16 protein-coding genes are annotated in these 16,276 nt (G+C 71.7%); 3 read left to right on the top strand and 13 right to left on the bottom strand.

Annotation, left to right across the window (positions count from 1 at the left end; translation table 11 throughout):
* Positions 1-80 precede the first annotated feature (80 nt).
* The 5 genes from ACH4KB_RS25195 to ACH4KB_RS25175 all read right to left on the bottom strand — a co-directional run bounded on the left by ACH4KB_RS25195 (position 81) and on the right by ACH4KB_RS25175 (position 5,548).
* Positions 81-1,751 (bottom strand): uroporphyrinogen-III synthase, encoded by a 1,671-nt coding sequence (locus ACH4KB_RS25195; protein ID WP_398068165.1) that lies wholly within the window; start codon positions 1,749-1,751, stop codon positions 81-83.
* Positions 1,748-2,734 carry a hydroxymethylbilane synthase gene (gene hemC / locus ACH4KB_RS25190; RefSeq protein WP_398068164.1) on the bottom strand — a complete coding sequence of 329 codons (987 nt, stop codon included), beginning with the start codon at positions 2,732-2,734 and terminating at the stop codon, positions 1,748-1,750. The genes ACH4KB_RS25195 and hemC overlap by 4 nt, the downstream gene beginning before the upstream one ends.
* Complete coding sequence (locus ACH4KB_RS25185; RefSeq protein ID WP_398068163.1) at positions 2,731-4,239, bottom strand: glutamyl-tRNA reductase; 1,509 nt, start codon at positions 4,237-4,239, stop codon at positions 2,731-2,733. The genes hemC and ACH4KB_RS25185 overlap by 4 nt, the downstream gene beginning before the upstream one ends.
* Positions 4,236-5,000, bottom strand: a complete 765-nt coding sequence (locus ACH4KB_RS25180; protein WP_398068162.1) for a redox-sensing transcriptional repressor Rex — start codon at positions 4,998-5,000, stop codon at positions 4,236-4,238. The genes ACH4KB_RS25185 and ACH4KB_RS25180 overlap by 4 nt, the downstream gene beginning before the upstream one ends.
* Positions 5,001-5,257: 257 nt before the next feature.
* Positions 5,258-5,548 carry a glutaredoxin family protein gene (locus tag ACH4KB_RS25175; protein ID WP_398068161.1) on the bottom strand — a complete coding sequence of 97 codons (291 nt, stop codon included), beginning with the start codon at positions 5,546-5,548 and terminating at the stop codon, positions 5,258-5,260.
* Positions 5,549-5,683: 135 nt separating this feature from the next.
* Here ACH4KB_RS25175 and ACH4KB_RS25170 point away from each other — a divergent pair, with 135 nt between their 5' ends.
* The 3 genes from ACH4KB_RS25170 (at position 5,684) to ACH4KB_RS25160 (ending at position 9,239) form a co-directional block, all read left to right on the top strand.
* Positions 5,684-6,643 carry an HAD family hydrolase gene (locus tag ACH4KB_RS25170; RefSeq protein WP_398068160.1) on the top strand — a complete coding sequence of 320 codons (960 nt, stop codon included), beginning with the start codon at positions 5,684-5,686 and terminating at the stop codon, positions 6,641-6,643.
* 394 nt (positions 6,644-7,037) lie between these two features.
* On the top strand, positions 7,038-7,814 hold the full coding sequence (locus tag ACH4KB_RS25165; RefSeq protein ID WP_398068159.1) for an ECF subfamily RNA polymerase sigma factor, BldN family: 777 nt from the start codon (positions 7,038-7,040) through the stop codon (positions 7,812-7,814).
* A 210-nt stretch (positions 7,815-8,024) separates the two neighbouring features.
* Entirely contained in the window at positions 8,025-9,239 is a 1,215-nt protein-coding gene (locus ACH4KB_RS25160) for a DUF5667 domain-containing protein (protein WP_398068158.1), read from the top strand.
* Between the two features lie 72 nt (positions 9,240-9,311).
* Here the strand turns inward: ACH4KB_RS25160 and ACH4KB_RS25155 are convergent, their stop codons facing one another.
* The 8 genes from ACH4KB_RS25155 to ACH4KB_RS25120 all read right to left on the bottom strand — a co-directional run bounded on the left by ACH4KB_RS25155 (position 9,312) and on the right by ACH4KB_RS25120 (position 16,156).
* Positions 9,312-10,388, bottom strand: coding sequence for a lysophospholipid acyltransferase family protein (locus ACH4KB_RS25155; protein ID WP_398068157.1), 1,077 nt, complete (start codon positions 10,386-10,388; stop codon positions 9,312-9,314).
* Positions 10,389-10,403: 15 nt separating this feature from the next.
* Positions 10,404-11,492: an NAD-dependent epimerase/dehydratase family protein gene (locus tag ACH4KB_RS25150; protein WP_398068156.1), complete on the bottom strand. Its 1,089-nt coding sequence runs from the start codon at positions 11,490-11,492 to the stop codon at positions 10,404-10,406.
* A gap of 149 nt (positions 11,493-11,641) precedes the next feature.
* Entirely contained in the window at positions 11,642-11,740 is a 99-nt protein-coding gene (locus ACH4KB_RS25145) for a 30S ribosomal protein bS22 (protein ID WP_003948845.1), read from the bottom strand.
* A 110-nt stretch (positions 11,741-11,850) separates the two neighbouring features.
* Positions 11,851-12,063, bottom strand: coding sequence for a helix-turn-helix domain-containing protein (locus tag ACH4KB_RS25140; RefSeq protein ID WP_215111323.1), 213 nt, complete (start codon positions 12,061-12,063; stop codon positions 11,851-11,853).
* Between the two features lie 128 nt (positions 12,064-12,191).
* A complete protein-coding gene (locus ACH4KB_RS25135; RefSeq protein WP_398068155.1) occupies positions 12,192-13,007 on the bottom strand; it encodes a phosphatase in 816 nt (271 codons plus the stop codon).
* Between the two features lie 100 nt (positions 13,008-13,107).
* Entirely contained in the window at positions 13,108-14,280 is a 1,173-nt protein-coding gene (locus ACH4KB_RS25130) for an acetoin utilization protein AcuC (RefSeq protein ID WP_398068154.1), read from the bottom strand.
* Entirely contained in the window at positions 14,249-15,469 is a 1,221-nt protein-coding gene (locus ACH4KB_RS25125) for an MFS transporter (protein WP_398068153.1), read from the bottom strand. The genes ACH4KB_RS25130 and ACH4KB_RS25125 overlap by 32 nt, the downstream gene beginning before the upstream one ends.
* A 42-nt stretch (positions 15,470-15,511) precedes the next feature.
* Positions 15,512-16,156: an HAD family hydrolase gene (locus ACH4KB_RS25120; protein ID WP_398068152.1), complete on the bottom strand. Its 645-nt coding sequence runs from the start codon at positions 16,154-16,156 to the stop codon at positions 15,512-15,514.
* Positions 16,157-16,276: the final 120 nt, after the last annotated feature.

The raw sequence follows: 16,276 nt of genomic DNA, 5'->3' as shown, positions 1-16,276 counted from the left end.
ACGGGCCCGGCCACCGAAGCGACCGGGCCCGCTCACCCCCGTACTCGTACGGGGGGGGCTCACCCCCCGTACGCGTACGCCTACGTCGTCGTCCGACGCCTGCGCGCGCCCGGGCGCCGCTCGCTCGGCCGGGTCACCGGGTCACCGGCCTCCTTCGCCGCGTCCCGGCGCTGCGCGCCGAAGGCGGCGAGCGCCTCGGCGAGCTTGTGCACCGACGGCTCCGGCGACAGCACGTCGACCCGCAGGCCGTGCTCCTCGGCGGTCTTCGCGGTGGCGGGGCCGATACACGCGATCACGGTCACGTTGTGCGGCTTGCCCGCGATGCCGACCAGGTTGCGCACCGTCGAGGACGAGGTGAACAGGACCGCGTCGAAGCCGCCGCCCTTGATCGCCTCACGGGTGTCGGCCGGCGGCGGCGAGGCGCGGACCGTGCGGTACGCGGTGACGTCGTCGACCTCCCAGCCCAGCTCGATGAGCCCGGCCACCAGAGTCTCGGTGGCGATGTCCGCACGCGGCAGGAACACCCGGTCGATCGGGTCGAAGACCGGGTCGTAGGGCGGCCAGTCCTCCAGCAGCCCGGCGGCGGACTGCTCGCCGGACGGCACCAGGTCCGGCTTCACGCCGAAGTCGATCAGCGCCGCGGCGGTCTGCTCGCCGACGGCGGCGACCTTGATGCCGGCGAAGGCACGGGCGTCGAGCCCGTACTCCTCGAACTTCTCCCGGACCGCCTTGACGGCGTTCACGCTGGTGAAGGCGATCCACTCGTAGCGCCCGGTGACCAAGCCCTTGACCGCGCGCTCCATCTGCTGGGGCGTACGCGGCGGCTCGACGGCGATCGTCGGCACCTCGTGCGGCACCGCGCCGTAGGAACGCAGCTGGTCGGAGAGCGACGCGGCCTGCTCCTTCGTGCGCGGGACGAGCACCTTCCAGCCGAACATCGGCTTGGACTCGAACCACGCGAGCTGGTCGCGCTGGGCGGCGGAGCTGCGCTCTCCGACCACGGCTATGACCGGCCGGTGGCCCTCGGGCGAGGGCAGCACCTTGGCCTGCTTGAGGACCTGGGCGATCGTCCCGAGGGTCGCCGTCCAGGTGCGCTGCCGGGTGGTGGTGCCCGCGATCGTCACGGTGAGCGGGGTGTCGGGCTTGCGGCCCGCGGAGACCAGCTCACCGGCGGCGGCGGCCACCGAGTCCAGCGTGGTGGAGACGACGGCGGTCGCGTCGCTCGCGCCGACCTCGTTCCAGCACCGGTCGGAGGCGGTACGGGCGTCGACGAAGCGGACGTCCGCACCCTGCGCGTCACGCAGCGGCACCCCGGCGTACGCGGAGACGCCGACGGCGTTCGCCACGCCCGGGACGACCTCGAAGGGCACCCCGGCGGCGGCGCAGGCGAGCATTTCCGCCCCCGCGTTCCCGTCCAGGCCCGGGTCGCCCGCGACAGCACGGACCACCCGCCTGCCGCCCTTCGCGGCCTCCATGACAAGATTGGCCGCATCCCTGAGAACGGGTACACCGACGGTTGTTGACGAGGTGTCAACGACGGTCAGCTCAGGCGTGCTCACGCCTGCCCGCGCATGGCTGCGGACGACGTCGAGCACATCGGGCTCGGCGACAAGGACGTCCGCGCTCGCGAGCGCCTCGACGGCGCGCAGGGTCAGCAGTCCCGGGTCGCCGGGACCGGCGCCGAGGAAGGTGACCTGCCCTTGGGCGGACAGGGCCGGAAAGTCGGATGCGGCGGGGCCGGTGGGGCTCAAAGTGCTCGCTCCCCCATAAGACCGGCCGCACCCTTGGCGAGCATCTCGGCCGCGAGTTCGCGACCGAGGGCCGCCGCGTCGCCGTGCGACGTGGGGACGGGACCGGTGGTGGACAGCTGTACGAGCGAGGAACCGTCGGTGGTACCGACGACTCCGCGCAGGCGCAGTTCGTTGACAACCTGTCCGTCGACCAGGAGGTCGGCCAGCGCACCCACAGGTGCGGAGCAGCCGGCCTCCAGGGCGGCGAGCAGGGCACGCTCGGCGGTCACGGCGGCCCGGGTGTACGGGTCGTCGAGCTCGGCGAGCGCGGCGGCGAGGTCGGCGCTGGACGCGGCGCACTCGATCGCCAGTGCTCCCTGGCCGGGAGCGGGCAGGACGGTGTCGACCGGCAGGAACTCGGTCACCTCACCGCTCCGGCCGAGACGGCTGAGCCCGGCGGCGGCGAGAACCACCGCGTCGAGCTTCCCGTCGCGCACGAACCCGATCCGCGTGTCGACGTTGCCCCGGATGGGGACGGTCTCGATCCGCAGTCCGTGGGAACGGGCGTACGCGTTGAGCTGCGCCATGCGGCGCGGCGAACCGGTGCCGATGCGGGCGCCCTCGGGCAGCTGCGCGAAGGTCAGCCCGTCCCGGGCGACCATCGCGTCGCGCGGGTCCTCGCGCTGCGGCACGGCCGCCAGCACGAGGTCGTCGGGCTGGCTGGTCGGCAGGTCCTTGAGCGAGTGGACGGCGAAGTCCACCTCGCCCCGCAGCAGCGCCTCGCGCAGGGCCGCGACGAACACGCCGGTCCCGCCGATCTGCGCCAGGTGCTCGCGGGAGGTGTCCCCGTACGTGGTGATCTCGACGAGCTCGACGGCGCGCCCGGTCACCTCGCGAACCGCCTCGGCGACGAGTCCGGACTGGGCCATGGCGAGCTTGCTGCGCCGGGTGCCCAGCCGGAGCGGCGCGGGGTTCCGCGCGCCCGGGGATGAGTTGTCGGTCATGACCGCCCTCTATTCGGGTCGTTCAGGTCTGCCCGGGAGACGGCGGCCACCGTCTGCGGGTCGAGGTCGAAGAGTTCTCGCAGCGCGTCCGCGTACCCGGCGCCGCCGGGCTCGCTGGCGAGCTGCTTGACCCGCACGGTGGGCGCGTGCAGGAGTTTGTCGACGACGCGGCGCACGGTCTGGGTGATCTCGGCGCGCTGCTTCTCGTCCAGGTCGGGAAGGCGGCCGTCCAGCCGGGCGATCTCGCCGGCGACCACGCCGGCGGCCATGGTGCGCAGGGCGACCACGGTCGGGGCGACGTGCGCGGCGCGCTGGGCGGCGCCGAAGGCGGCCACCTCGTCGGAGACGATGGTGCGGACCCGGTCCACATCGGCGGCCATCGGGGCGTCGGCGGACGCCTCGGCGAGCGACTCGATGTCGACGAGGCGCACACCGTCGATGCGGTGGGCGGCGCCGTCGATGTCCCGCGGCATGGCGAGGTCGAGCAGGGCGAGCCGGACCGGGCCGGCCGACTGTGCGGGCACGGTGACGCGGCGCAGCGCGGTCGCCCGGCCGGCCCCCGGGGCGGAGGCGGCGGAGCCGTTCTCCACCCAGGCGGCGTGCTGGTCGACGTCGGCCGGGGCCGGGGTGACGGTGGCCGTCGGCCGCTCGGGCGCGGCGTCCAGGGTCACGCCCAGCGCGTCGGCGAGGGCGTCGGCGGTGAGCACGAGGCCCGTGGAACCGGTGCAGGAGACGACGATGTCGGCACGTGTCAGTTCGTCACCGACCGCGGACATCTCGACGGCCCGGGCGCGTACCGCCGTGTCGTCGCCCTGCTGGAGGATCTCCACCAGGCGGTCCGCGCGGGAGCGGGTCCGGTTGGCGACGACGATGTCGGCGACGCCGGTGCGGGCGAGGGTCGCGGCGGCCAGCGAGGACATGGATCCGGCGCCGATGACCAGGGCGCGCTTGCCCGCGGCCCAGCGCTCGGGGTCGGCCCCGGCGGCGAGCTGCTGGAGCCCGAAGGTGACGAGCGACTGCCCGGCCCGGTCGATCCCGGTCTCGCTGTGGGCGCGCTTGCCGACCCGCAGGGCCTGCTGGAAGAGGTCGTTCAGCAGCCGTCCGGCGGTGTGCAGCTCCTGGCCGCGCGCGAGCGCGTCCTTGATCTGGCCGAGGATCTGTCCCTCGCCGACGACCATCGAGTCGAGGCCGCAGGCCACCGAGAAGAGGTGGTGGACGGCCCGGTCCTCGTAGTGCACATAGAGATAGGGAGTGAGCTCTTCGAGACCGACGCCGCTGTGCTGGGCGAGCAGGGTGGACAGCTCGGCGACGCCCGCGTGGAACTTGTCCACGTCGGCGTACAGCTCGATGCGGTTGCAGGTGGCCAGCACGGCCGCCTCGGTCGCGGGTTCCGCGGCGAGGGTGTCCTGGAGCAGCTTGGCCTGGGTCTCGACAGCGAGGGAGGCCCGCTCCAGTACGGAGACGGGGGCGCTGCGGTGGCTCAGTCCGACGACGAGGAGGCTCATGCCGGCATCACGGCGGGCATGTCCCCGTCAGGTCCCTTCCGGCTGGCGGGCGTGGCGCGCATCGGGGGCGCGCCCTCGTCCTCGGCGGCGACGGTGTCCTCGCCGGCCTTGCGCTGCTCGTGGAACGCGAGGATCTGGAGCTCGATGGAGAGGTCGACCTTGCGTACGTCGACGCCCTCGGGCACCGACAGCACGGTGGGCGCGAAGTTCAGGATGGAGGTCACACCGGCGGCGACGAGCCGGTCGCAGACCTGCTGGGCCGCCCCGGGCGGGGTGGTGATCACGCCGATGGACACACCGTTGTCGCTGATGATCCGGTCCAGGTCGTCCGTGTGCTGGACGGCGATCCCGGCCACCGGCGTACCGGCCATGGCGGGGTCCGCGTCGATCAGCGCCGCGACCCGGAAGCCGCGGGAGGCGAAGCCGCCGTAGTTGGCGAGGGCCGCGCCGAGGTTGCCGATGCCGACGATGGCGACCGGCCAGTCCTGGGTGAGCCCGAGCTCGCGCGAGATCTGGTAGACGAGATACTCGACGTCGTACCCGACACCGCGGGTGCCGTAGGACCCCAGGTAGCTGAAGTCCTTGCGCAGCTTCGCCGAGTTGACGCCGGCCGCCGTGGCCAGCTCCTCGGAGGAGACCGTGGGGACCGATCGCTCGGAGAGGGCGGTCAGGGCGCGCAGATACAACGGAAGTCGGGCGACGGTGGCCTCGGGAATTCCTCGGCTACGGGTCGCCGGTCGGTGAGTTCGGCCAGTTGCCACGGTGCTCCTGCGGGATGAGCGGGGCTGCAGGCGGCCGTATGTCCCAGGACCGCCCCGTCGAATGCAGGCTATGTCTTTGTGAACGCGTGCACAAAGATGGTGTCCGTTTTGTCCGGTCAAAGTGACCGGGGTCACGCGCATTCCCCGCGCGATCCCGGAACCGGGGACCGCATCGGCCCGTTGCAGCCTCGAAGGGGGCAAAGCGGTTCACACTCCTCACAGCCAAGCCCCCGAGGCCACTCAAAACGCCCGCAATGTTAACCGGGTTTCGCGTCCGCACCCAGCGCCTTGCGCAGCCTCGCCGGGTCCACACGCCAGAACGTGTGCTGTTCGCCATCGATCAGCACCACGGGAATCTGCTCCCAGTACTCCTTGTACAGCTCCTCGTCCTCGGTGATGTCCTTCTCCACCCACGACGCACCGGTCTCCTCGCAGATCGCGCTCACCACCACCCGCGCGTCCTCGCACAGATGACACCCGGGCTTCCCCACCAGCGTGACCACCCGCTCGGCGGGCTTCTTCCTCTTACGTCGCAGCAGAGCACTCATGCCTTCATTCTGCGCCCGCGTCCCACCACCCCGGCCCGCCCGGAATCGACCGATTCACCATTCCGACCCGCAGCGTTCACGCCCACGCATCGCGGCAGGTCGGGCAGGCGCGGACGGACTGGCTATGCTCACGGCATGGCCGCTCTTGGATGGCTCACACCCCGTAGGCGTTCCGCTACCGCACGGAGCGTCCTGGCAGGCGAGGCCGCCGCCGAGGCCGCGCGCAAGACCTCGGCCGCAGACGACACGTCCGCCCTCCTGACCAAGGCCCCGGAAGAGGCGGACGCGACACCGCCCGGGGAGCCCGCGTTCCCCGTCGCCGGGGACGACCGCGCCGCCGCCTTCTTCGACCTCGACAACACCGTCATGCAGGGCGCCGCGATCTTCCACTTCGGCCGCGGCCTCTACAAGAGGAAGTTCTTCGAACGCCGCGAGCTCACCCGGTTCGCCTGGCAGCAGGCCTGGTTCCGGCTGGCCGGCGTCGAGGACCCCGAACACATGCAGGACGCCCGCGACAGCGCCCTGTCCATCGTCAAGGGCCACCGCGTCTCCGAGCTGATGTCGATCGGCGAGGAGATCTACGACGAGTACATGGCCGACCGCATCTGGCCCGGCACCCGGGCCCTGGCCCAGGCCCACCTGGACGCCGGACAGAGGGTCTGGCTCGTCACCGCCGCCCCCGTGGAGACCGCCACCATCATCGCCCGCCGCCTCGGCCTGACCGGCGCGCTCGGCACCGTCGCCGAATCGGTCGACGGCGTCTACACCGGCCGCCTGGTCGGCGAACCCCTGCACGGCCCCGCCAAGGCCGAGGCCGTCCGCGCGCTGGCCGCCGCGGAGAGCCTGGACCTGGAGCGCTGCGCCGCCTACAGCGACTCGCACAACGACATCCCGATGCTCTCGCTGGTCGGCCACCCCTACGCGATCAACCCCGACACCAAACTCCGCAAGTACGCCCGCGCCCGCGACTGGCGGCTGCGCGACTACCGCACCGGCCGCAAAGCGGCCAAGGTCGGCATCCCGGCCGCCGCCGGCGTCGGCGCGCTGGCGGGCGGCACCGTCGCCGCCGTCGCCCTGCACCGCCGCCGCCGCTGACCGCGCCCCTGCCGCACCCCCTCCGCGCCCCGTGCCCGCCCGCCACGAACGGTCACGGGGCGCAGCCACGCCCGGAGCCTGACCCGATCGCGAGTCCGTCCGCCGACGCGGGCGACGCCCCCTCCGGCCAGCCCGATCGCCGGCGCCCGGCCACAACCCGTCGCCCCCGTAGACAGATCACGAAGTAATCCGATCAGTAAACGGTCACCAAGTGCTACTTGATACGTCACTTAGCGATAACAGAAGCGACGGAACCGGTGATTTAGACAACTGGGTGTAGCGCTGCCTGCACGAAGCGTTATTCTCCTCAGACGCATCACGGAAGCCGCCACTCGCTACCACGAGTGACGTTTTTCGAACTGCTCGTGATGGAAGCTCTGCCTCTGGGAGTCCCGTGTACCCACACGTCGGGGTTGACGCCTCGGGCCTGGCTACGCTGCGTGCATCGGTCATTGACCGCTTGCGCGGCTTCGTCCCCACCGCGTACGCCGTCCCCGCATTTGCCACCCCTGCACCTGCCGGCCCCTGCTATGCCCTGGCCGAACGCAGTGCGGCGGTCGGAAGACGCGGCACCCGCGCCGCCCCGGCCCCGTCGACCGTCCGCCGTCCCACCGCCGACAGCGACAGCGCGCGCATGATGGATCTCGTCGAGCGCGCGCAGGCCGGTGAGGCGGATGCCTTCGGCCGCCTGTACGACCAGTACAGCGACACCGTGTACCGGTACATCTACTACCGCGTGGGCGGCAAGGCGACCGCGGAGGACCTCACCAGCGAGACCTTCCTCCGCGCGCTGCGCCGCATCTCCACGTTCACCTGGCAGGGCCGCGACTTCGGCGCCTGGCTGGTCACGATCGCTCGCAACCTGGTCGCCGACCACTTCAAATCCAGTCGTTTCCGACTGGAAGTGACCACCGGCGAAATGCTCGACGCCAACGAGGTGGCGCGCAGCCCCGAGGACTCCGTCCTGGAGTCCCTCTCCAACGCCGCTCTGCTCCAGGCCGTGCGGCGACTCAACCCCCAGCAGCAGGAGTGCGTGACCCTGCGGTTCCTCCAAGGCCTCTCGGTCGCGGAGACCGCCCGGGTGATGGGCAAGAACGAGGGCGCGATCAAGACCCTCCAGTACCGAGCCGTACGGACGCTCGCCCGACTCCTGCCGGACGACGCCCGCTGATCGACCTCTGCGTGACCGTCCCGTCACGCACTGGTCCGATCATCTTTCGTGCGTAACCCAAGTGCCGAGCGCCTCGTTGTGCCGGTTGCAGGCCCCCTGTCGTCGCCCCCTGTCCGTAACCACTCACTCCATCGAGTGGAAACGCTCAAGGTGCGCAACCTTCCGGACCGCCAGGGGAGTCGACCGTCATGACGAGAGGAGGTGCCGCCAGTGATCGCAAACGTTTCGGCACACCGGCGGGCGAACGCCTTCGCCCAGGCCCTGGAGGAGCAGACCCCCCAGGGTGCGGCGGCCGTACAGCCCGCGGAACCGGCCGACCAGGCCGACCGCGAACCGCTGTTGGCCCTGGCGAACGGCCTCGGTGAGCTACCGAAGCCGCAGTTGGACCCCGAGGTCAAAATGGTGCAGCGAGCCCAGCTCGTCGCGGCCATGGAGACCATGTTCGCCGAGGGCGGCGCGTCCACGGGCCCTACGGTGCCCGTACAACGGGGCAAGGGGGCCCACCGGGCCTCACCACTGCGGAAATTGCGACCCCGCTCCCGCTGGGCGAAGGGGCTCACCGCCGGCGGGCTCACCGTCGGCGTGGCCGCGGGAGCGTTCGGCGGCGTGGCCGCCGCCAGCTCCGACGCCCTCCCCGGTGATTCGCTCTACGGACTGAAACGCGGGATGGAGGACATCAGCCTCGGCATGGCCAAGGGCGACGCCGACCGCGGCGAGGTCTACCTCGACCAGGCCTCCACCCGGCTCAGCGAGGCCCGCAGACTCATGGAGCGCGGCCGGTCCGGCACCCTCGACCACGAATCCCTCGGCGCCGTCAGACGCGCGCTCAACGGCATGTCCCACGACGCCTCCGAGGGCCACCGTCTGCTCCACTCCGCCTACCAGCGCGACGGAGCGATCGGCCCGATCCAGACCCTGGACACCTTCTCCCGCTCGCACCGCGACGCCTGGAGCAGCCTCCGCGACCGGCTGCCCGTCCAGCTCACCGACGTCCGCGACGAGGTCAGCTCCGTCTTCGACGCCATGGAGGACGAGGTCGCACCGCTCCAGTCCCTCCTCCCCCGCCCCCCGGGCGAGGACAAGGGCTCCGGACGTTCCGACACCTCCGCCACCCCGGGCACCGGCTCGTCCCGGACCGATGCCCCCGCGCCCCCGGCCTCCCCCGAGAAGCCTGGGTACCGCACCGACGGCGGAACCACCCCCGAGCCCTCCGGCCCGTCGGAATCCGCCGACGCCACCCCGGAGGACGGACTGCTGGGCGGCGGCACGGACGGCCTGCTGGACGAACTCCCGACGGACGGCCTGCCCGAGCCCTCCCCCGAAGGCCGGCCCAGCGCACCCGCCGCCCCGGACGTCACCCTGCCCCCGCTCCTCCCGGGGCTCCTCCCCGGCCTCGGCATCAACGGCGAGAACCTCAAGCCGTAGAGGGGCGGCTACGACGGAAGGGGGCCGGTACGCGATCCGCGTACCGGCCCCCTTCCGTCGTAGCCGGTCAGGTCAGAAGAACACCGACCGCCGCTGCACCAACAGCTTGTACAGCGTGTGCTGGATCTGCTCCCGCACCTGGTCCGTCAGATTGAACATCAGCATCGGGTCCTCCGCCGCCTCCGGCGGATACCCGTCCGTCGGAATCGGCTCACCGAACTGGATCGTCCACTTCGTCGGCAGCGGCAGCGCGCCCAGCGGCCCCAGCCACGGGAACGTCGGCGTGATCGGGAAGTACGGGAAGCCCAGCAGCCGGGCCAGCGTCTTCGCGTTCCCGATCATCGGGTAGATCTCCTCCGCGCCCACGATCGAGCACGGCACGATCGGCGCCCCCGCCCGCAGCGCCGTCGACACGAACCCGCCCCGGCCGAAGCGCTGAAGCTTGTAACGCTCGCCGAACGGCTTGCCGATGCCCTTGAACCCCTCCGGCATCACCCCGACGATCTCGCCCATCTCCAGCAGCCGCTGCGCGTCCTCCGCACAGGCCAGCGTGTGCCCCGCCTTGCGCGCCAGCTCGTTGACGACCGGCAGATGGAAGACCAGATCGGCGGCGAGCAGCCGCAGATGCCGGTCCGCCGGATGGTTGTCGTGCACCGCGACCTGGAGCATCAGCCCGTCCAGCGGCAGCGTCCCGGAGTGGTTGGCCACGATGAGCGCCCCGCCGTCCGACGGGATGTTCTCGATGCCCTTCACCTCGACCCGGAAGTACTTGTCCGCCAGCGGCCGCAGCACCGACATCAGGACCTGGTCGGTGAGCTCCTCGTCGTAACCGAACTCGTCGACGTCGTACTCACCGGTGACCCGCCGCCGCAGGAACGCGAGCCCGCCCGCGATCCGCCGCTCCCAGCCGCCGGAGGAACCGTCCACGCCCACCGCGTCCCGGAGCTCCGGGCCCCCCTCCCCCGCCTCCGGGGGCAGCCCGGAGGCCTCGGGGGCCTGCGCCCCCGGCAGCGCGCTCACCGGAGCCGAGGCACCGTCGCCCCGACCGCCGCCGGGACCGCCCGCCCCGGTCCGGCGCCGCGCCGGACGCGACGCGCCACCGGACCGCGAACGGTCGTCGTCGAACGGAATGACCTTGGCGTCCGCCATCGTCGGTGCGCTCCTCTACCTGGCGCCGTGAGTCGTCTGTACCGCACCGGCCCCGCGCTCCCGCGGCCCGGCGCCTCCCGGCAGCGGCAACGCCGCCAGCCGGTCCACCGCCCTGCCCACCGCCTCCGGCGGCAGCAGCCCCGGGCCCCGGCTCCGCGCGAACTCCGCGAACGTCTCCGCCGTGGTGAACTTCGGCCGGAAACCGAGGGTCTCGCGCATCTGCACCGTCGAGACCACCCTGCCATGGGTGAGCAGCCGGATCTGTTCCGGCGAGAAGTCCGTCATGCCGATCGTACGGAGCGCCGAGCCGACCCAAGTGACGGCGGGCAGCAGCACCGGCACCGTCGGCTTCCCCAGCCGCCGCGAGCACTGCGACAGCAGCAGCACCCCGTCGCCGGCGATGTTGAACGTGCCGCTGTTCAGCGTCCCGCGCCGGGGCTCGCCCGCCGCGATCCCCAGGACGTCGATCACATCGTCCTCGTGCACGAACTGGAGCCGGGGGTCGTAGCCGAAGACGGTCGGCAGAACGGGCAGCGACAGATAATCCGCGAGCGGCGAGTCCGGCCGGGGCCCCAGGATGTTGGCGAACCGCAGCACGCACACCGCCACATCCGGCCGACGGCGGGCGAAGCCCCGTACGTACCCCTCGACCTCCACCGCGTCCTTCGCGAAGCCGCCGCTGGGCAGCGACTTGGGCGGTGTGGTCTCGGTGAACACGGCGGGATCGCGGGGCGCCGACCCGTACACGCTCGTACTGGACTTCACCACGAGCCGCCGCACCGTCGGGGACTTCTGACAGGCGCCGAGCAGCTGCATGGTGCCGATGACATTGGTCTCCTTGATCGCCGTCCGGCCGCCGGCGCCGAGCGCCTTGCCGGAGACGTCCAGGTGCACGACCGTGTCGACGGCGTGCTCGGCCAGGATCCGCGCCAGGGCGGACTGCCGGATGTCCGCGCGCACGAACTCCGCGTCGCCCAGCTCATGGCCGGGCGCGACCGCGTCGACGGCGATCACCCGGTCCACCCCGGGCTCGCACTGGACGCGCCGGACGAAGCGGCCCCCCAGCTGCCGGGCCGCTCCTGTGACGAGCACGACCTTGCCCAAGACCCGGCTCCCCTGCTTCCCGCGGTAACTTCCCTGGCCGTCACCGTAGCGGGTGGACGCCGCCCTGTGACGACCCCGTGCTCCGAAACGCACCGCAGCCCCTCCACCGGAACGGCGGAAGGGCTGCGGATCTCACGAACTGCGTTCGCCTACTTCTTGTTGCGACGCTGAACGCGCGTGCGCTTGAGCAGCTTGCGGTGCTTCTTCTTGGCCATCCGCTTGCGCCGCTTCTTGATAACAGAGCCCACGACTACCCTCGCTCACTTCATTTTCACTGGTGCGGGGCGTCTGGGCCCACACGACCTACGTCGGCCTAGCCTACCCGCCACCGTCCGAGGGACGTAATCCGCAGGCAACCTCAGGCTGATTCCACCCCCACAAAGGACTCGCGGAGATACGTGTGAACCGCTTGCTCCGGCACCCGGAAGGACCTGCCCACCCGGATCGCCGGCAGATGACCACTGTGCACCAAGCGGTACACGGTCATCTTCGACACTCGCATGACCGAGGCGACTTCCGCCACGGTCAGAAACTTGACCTCGTTGAGAGGCCTCTCGCTGCCAGCAGCCATGACCCACCTGTACCTTCCGCACCGGACGCGCACCGGCTTCCCCTCCGGTGACTCTTCGTCGCTGTGCGCTCACTCCACAGATTAGGGGCGCGTGGTGCGAGTGGGGAAGAGGAGAGACAGCCACCGGCCTACGGTGACAGACGGGCCCGATTGAGCACATAGCGCGTCAACGGCCGGTAAAACGGAGCCCGTACGCCGTCGTCGAGCGGAACGACGACGGACACCCGCCCCTCGGCCTCCCCCACGAACAGCGCCGGATCATCCGTGTCCGCCGGCCCGATCGCCTCGATCCCCAGCTGACCTGCACCGCAGACCCAGCCGTGGTCCCCGATCACCAGCTCCGGCAGCACCCCGAGCCGCTCCGCCGCGTCCTGGAGCGCGAGCCGCACCGGAAGCGGCGAATGCGTGTGCGCGCCGGTCTCACCCCCCGTGGGCCGCCCCCCCGGTTCGCGCACCAGGGCGACACCCCGTACGTAGTCGATGCTGTACGTGCGTACGCCGAACCGGGTCGTTATGTCGACACATCTCCCCTGCGCGGGGGTGAGAACAGGACAGCCCGCCGCCGACAGAGCGTCTGCCAGCCCGGCGTAGAAACCGAGCAGCCGATGCGGATGACCGGTCCCCAGCAGCACCGGAGCCCTACGCTCCGCCACCAGCGCCAACCGCTCGGCGAACGCGTCCAGCGCGGCCACCGTCCGCTCCGGGTCGATCGCGTCGGGACCGCTCACATGCGCGGGATCCGCCGAGACCCCGCACCGGTCCGCCATCAGCCGCAACAGCTCGCCCTCGCCCCAGGCCCGCTCGGGCGCGAGCCCCAGCATCACCCGCGGATCCCGGGCGGCGAACAGCCGGTAGCTGCGCAGACTGGTCTCGCGCGACGTGGCCACGGGCCCGGCCAGCCGGGCCGCCAGCAGATGGGCGCGCAGCGCCCCGGTGCTCAACACCCCTGGGATGCTGCCGTACCACGGAGCCCGGCGGGCGGGAATCCCGTTACGCCCCCCCGTTGGCGTAACGCACGGCACAATGCCCCGCACCGCCCGGACCTCAGGTCAGCAGCCCCCGCAGCGGGAACGCCGCCTTCCGGGACGCCAGCACCGCCTGGTCCAGCCGGTCCGCCGGGTCGTACCCGTCCTCCCAGCCCTTCCAGGACGGCGTACGCCCGTCCGTCATCCTGCCCGGCCCCAACTGCCGCGTACGGGCGTAGACAAGATCACGCCAGGACGGCGGCACCACCGACTCCGGATCGACGGGAGCGTGCGCCGCGATCCCGACGAGATGCGTCCACGACCGGGGCACCACATCCACCACCGCGTACCCGCCGCCGCCGAGCGCCACCCAGCGCCCGCCGTCCGCGTACCGGTGGGCCAGCTCGTGGCATGACTCCATGACCGACCGCTGCGCGTCCAGGGAGACCGCGAGGTGGGCCAGCGGGTCCTCGAAGTGGGTGTCGGCCCCGTGCTGGGTGACGAGCACCTGGGGCCGGAAGTCGGCCAGCAGCTCGGGCACCACCGCGTGGAAGGCCCGCAGCCACCCCGCGTCCCCGGTCCCGGCCGGCAGCGCCACGTTGACCGCGGAACCCTCCCCCGCCCCGGACCCGGTCTCCTCCGGCCACCCGGTCTGCGGAAAGAGGGTCCTCGGATGCTCGTGCAGCGAGATCGTCAGGACGCGCGGGTCCTCCCAGAACGCGGCCTGCACCCCGTCCCCGTGGTGGACGTCCACATCGACGTACGCGACCCGCTCGGCGCCCAGCTCCAGCAGCCGGGCGATGGCGAGGGCGGGGTCGTTGTAGACGCAGAACCCGGCGGCCGAACCGGGCATGGCGTGGTGCAGCCCGCCGGTGAAGTTCACCGCGTGCTCGCACTCACCCCGCCACACGGCCTCGGCCGCGCCCACCGAAAGCCCCGCGATCAGCGCGGACGCCTCGTGCATCCCGGCGAACGCCGGATCGTCCACGGTCCCGAGCCCGTAACCCTGGTCGGCCGCCCGCGGATCCGCGGAGGCGGCGCGCACCGCCGCCACGTAGTCCTGCCGGTGCACGAGCCGCAGGGTGGAGTCCCCCACGGGCTTCGCGGACCGCAGATCCACCGCCCCGTCGAGCCCGAACGCCCGCACCAGCCCCATCGTCAGGGCCAGCCGGACCGGGTCCATGGGGTGCGTCTCCCCGAAGTCGTATCCCGTAACTGCGTCATCCCACATCAGCTGTGTGCGGCCGCTCATGCCCGCCACCGTATCGGGCGGGCTCCGGCCCGAACGCGCGGGCATGCACGAGCGTCGCCAGCACCAGAACCATCGGTACGAGCATGGCACCGCGATAGCTCCACGCATCCCCCAGAGCACCCACGAGCGGCGAACCGACCAGAAAACCCACATAGTTGAAGATGTTCAACCGGGCCACGGCCGCGTCGCTGTTCCCCGGGAACATCCGCCCGGCCGCCGCGAAAGTCTGCGGCACGATCACACAGAGCCCGAACCCGAGCATCGTGAACCCGAGCATCCCCACCCAGGCCCCGGGCGCCACCGCCACGACCGCGAACCCGCCCGCCGCCAGCAGACTCCCACCCCGCACCACGGCGACCGCCCCGAACCGCCGCACCCCGAGGTCCCCCACGGCCCGCCCCAGCAGGGTCGTCACCATGTAGACGCTGTACGGAACGGTCGCGAGCTGCTCCGATGCGCCCAGCACGTCCTGGAGGTACTTGGCACTCCAGTTGGAGACCGTCGAGTCCCCGATGTACGCGAAGCTCATGACGAGGCACAGCGGCAGCAGCAGCCGGAACGACACGGCCCCGCCGGCACCGACGGGGCCGGGCCCCTTCTCCTTGTCCTTGTCCTTCTCCTCCGGCCCCTTCCCTTCCGTGTACCACCGGCTCCCGACCAGCGCGGCGGGCAACAGCACCACCACGACGGGCAGGTAGGACCCGAGCAACGACAGGTCCCACCGCGCCCCGGCCCACGCCAGCGACGCCCCCGCGATCCCGCCGAGGCTGTAGGCGGCGTGGAACCCGAGCATGATGCTGCGCCCGTACGCCCGTTGGAGGCTGACGCCCAGCATGTTCATCGAGGCGTCCAGCGCCCCGACGGCCAGTCCGAAGACGCCGAGCGCGACGGCGACGTGCCACACCTCCCGCCCCGCGCCCACCCCGAGCAGGGCGAGCAGCACGAGGGGCTGGGACCACCGCAGGACGACACCGGGCCGCACCCGCGCGACCGCCTTCCCGGTGGCCACGCTGCCGGCCCCCGCCAGGATCGGAACAGCGGCGAGGAAGACGGGCAGCAGCCCGTCGGAGATCCCGTACTGGTCCTGAACAGCGGGGATGCGCGTCACCAGAAGGGCGAAGGCCACCCCTTGAACGCCGAAGCTCAACCCCAGGGAGGCCCTGCCGTGCCGCAAGCCCGCTTCCGTCATGGCCGCGAGCGTAGGGCCGGGCTCTAGGCAGGGGTAGAGGGATCAGGCGAGCAGTTCGGGAAGCTGAGCCATGTCGGAGAAGTGCCCGGTCACTCCGGTGAGCCGGTCCGCGGGCATCATCGACGTGAACCCGTACACGTCCATCCCCGCGGCGCGGGCCGCCTCGACCCCGAGCGGGCTGTCCTCGATGACGACGCACCTCTCCGGAGCGACACCCATCCGCTCGGCGGCGTACAGGAACAGGTCCGGCGCCGGCTTGCCCCGCCCGACATCCTCCGAGCTGAAGATCCACTCCTCCTCGAACCACTGGTCGATCCCCGCCTTGCGGTGCGCGACCCGGATCCGCTCGTGGCCACCGGAGGAGGCGACGCAGTAGTCCACCCCGTCCGCGACGAGCTTCCCGAGCAGCTCCTCGGCCCCGTCGACGGCCACGAGCTCCCGCTGGAAAGCGGCGAACGTACGGGTGTTGAGCGTGGAGTCGAAGTCCTCGGGCAGCTTCTGCCCGGTCCGCTCCTCGACGAGATCGTGGACCCGGTGCACGGCGGACCCCATGTAGTCGCGGAGCGACTCGTCGTACGAGGTGGGGTGCCCGAGCTCGGTGAGGTAGCCGGAGAGGACGGTGTTGGCGAGCGGCTCACTGTCGACGAGCACACCATCGTTGTCGAAGATGACCAGTTCGTAGCGCATGGTCCGACCCTAGACGTTCGGAACGCAGAAAAGCCCCGTGCCACAAGGCACGGGGCTTTCCCGGAAAAATTGTTCGGCGGCGTCCTACTCTCCCACAGGGTCCCCCCTGCAGTACCATCG

This window comes from Streptomyces sp. NPDC017520 (assembly GCF_044329855.1).
Classification (GTDB): Bacteria; Actinomycetota; Actinomycetes; order Streptomycetales; family Streptomycetaceae; genus Streptomyces.
This window is presented reverse-complemented; position numbering and strand designations above follow the sequence as displayed.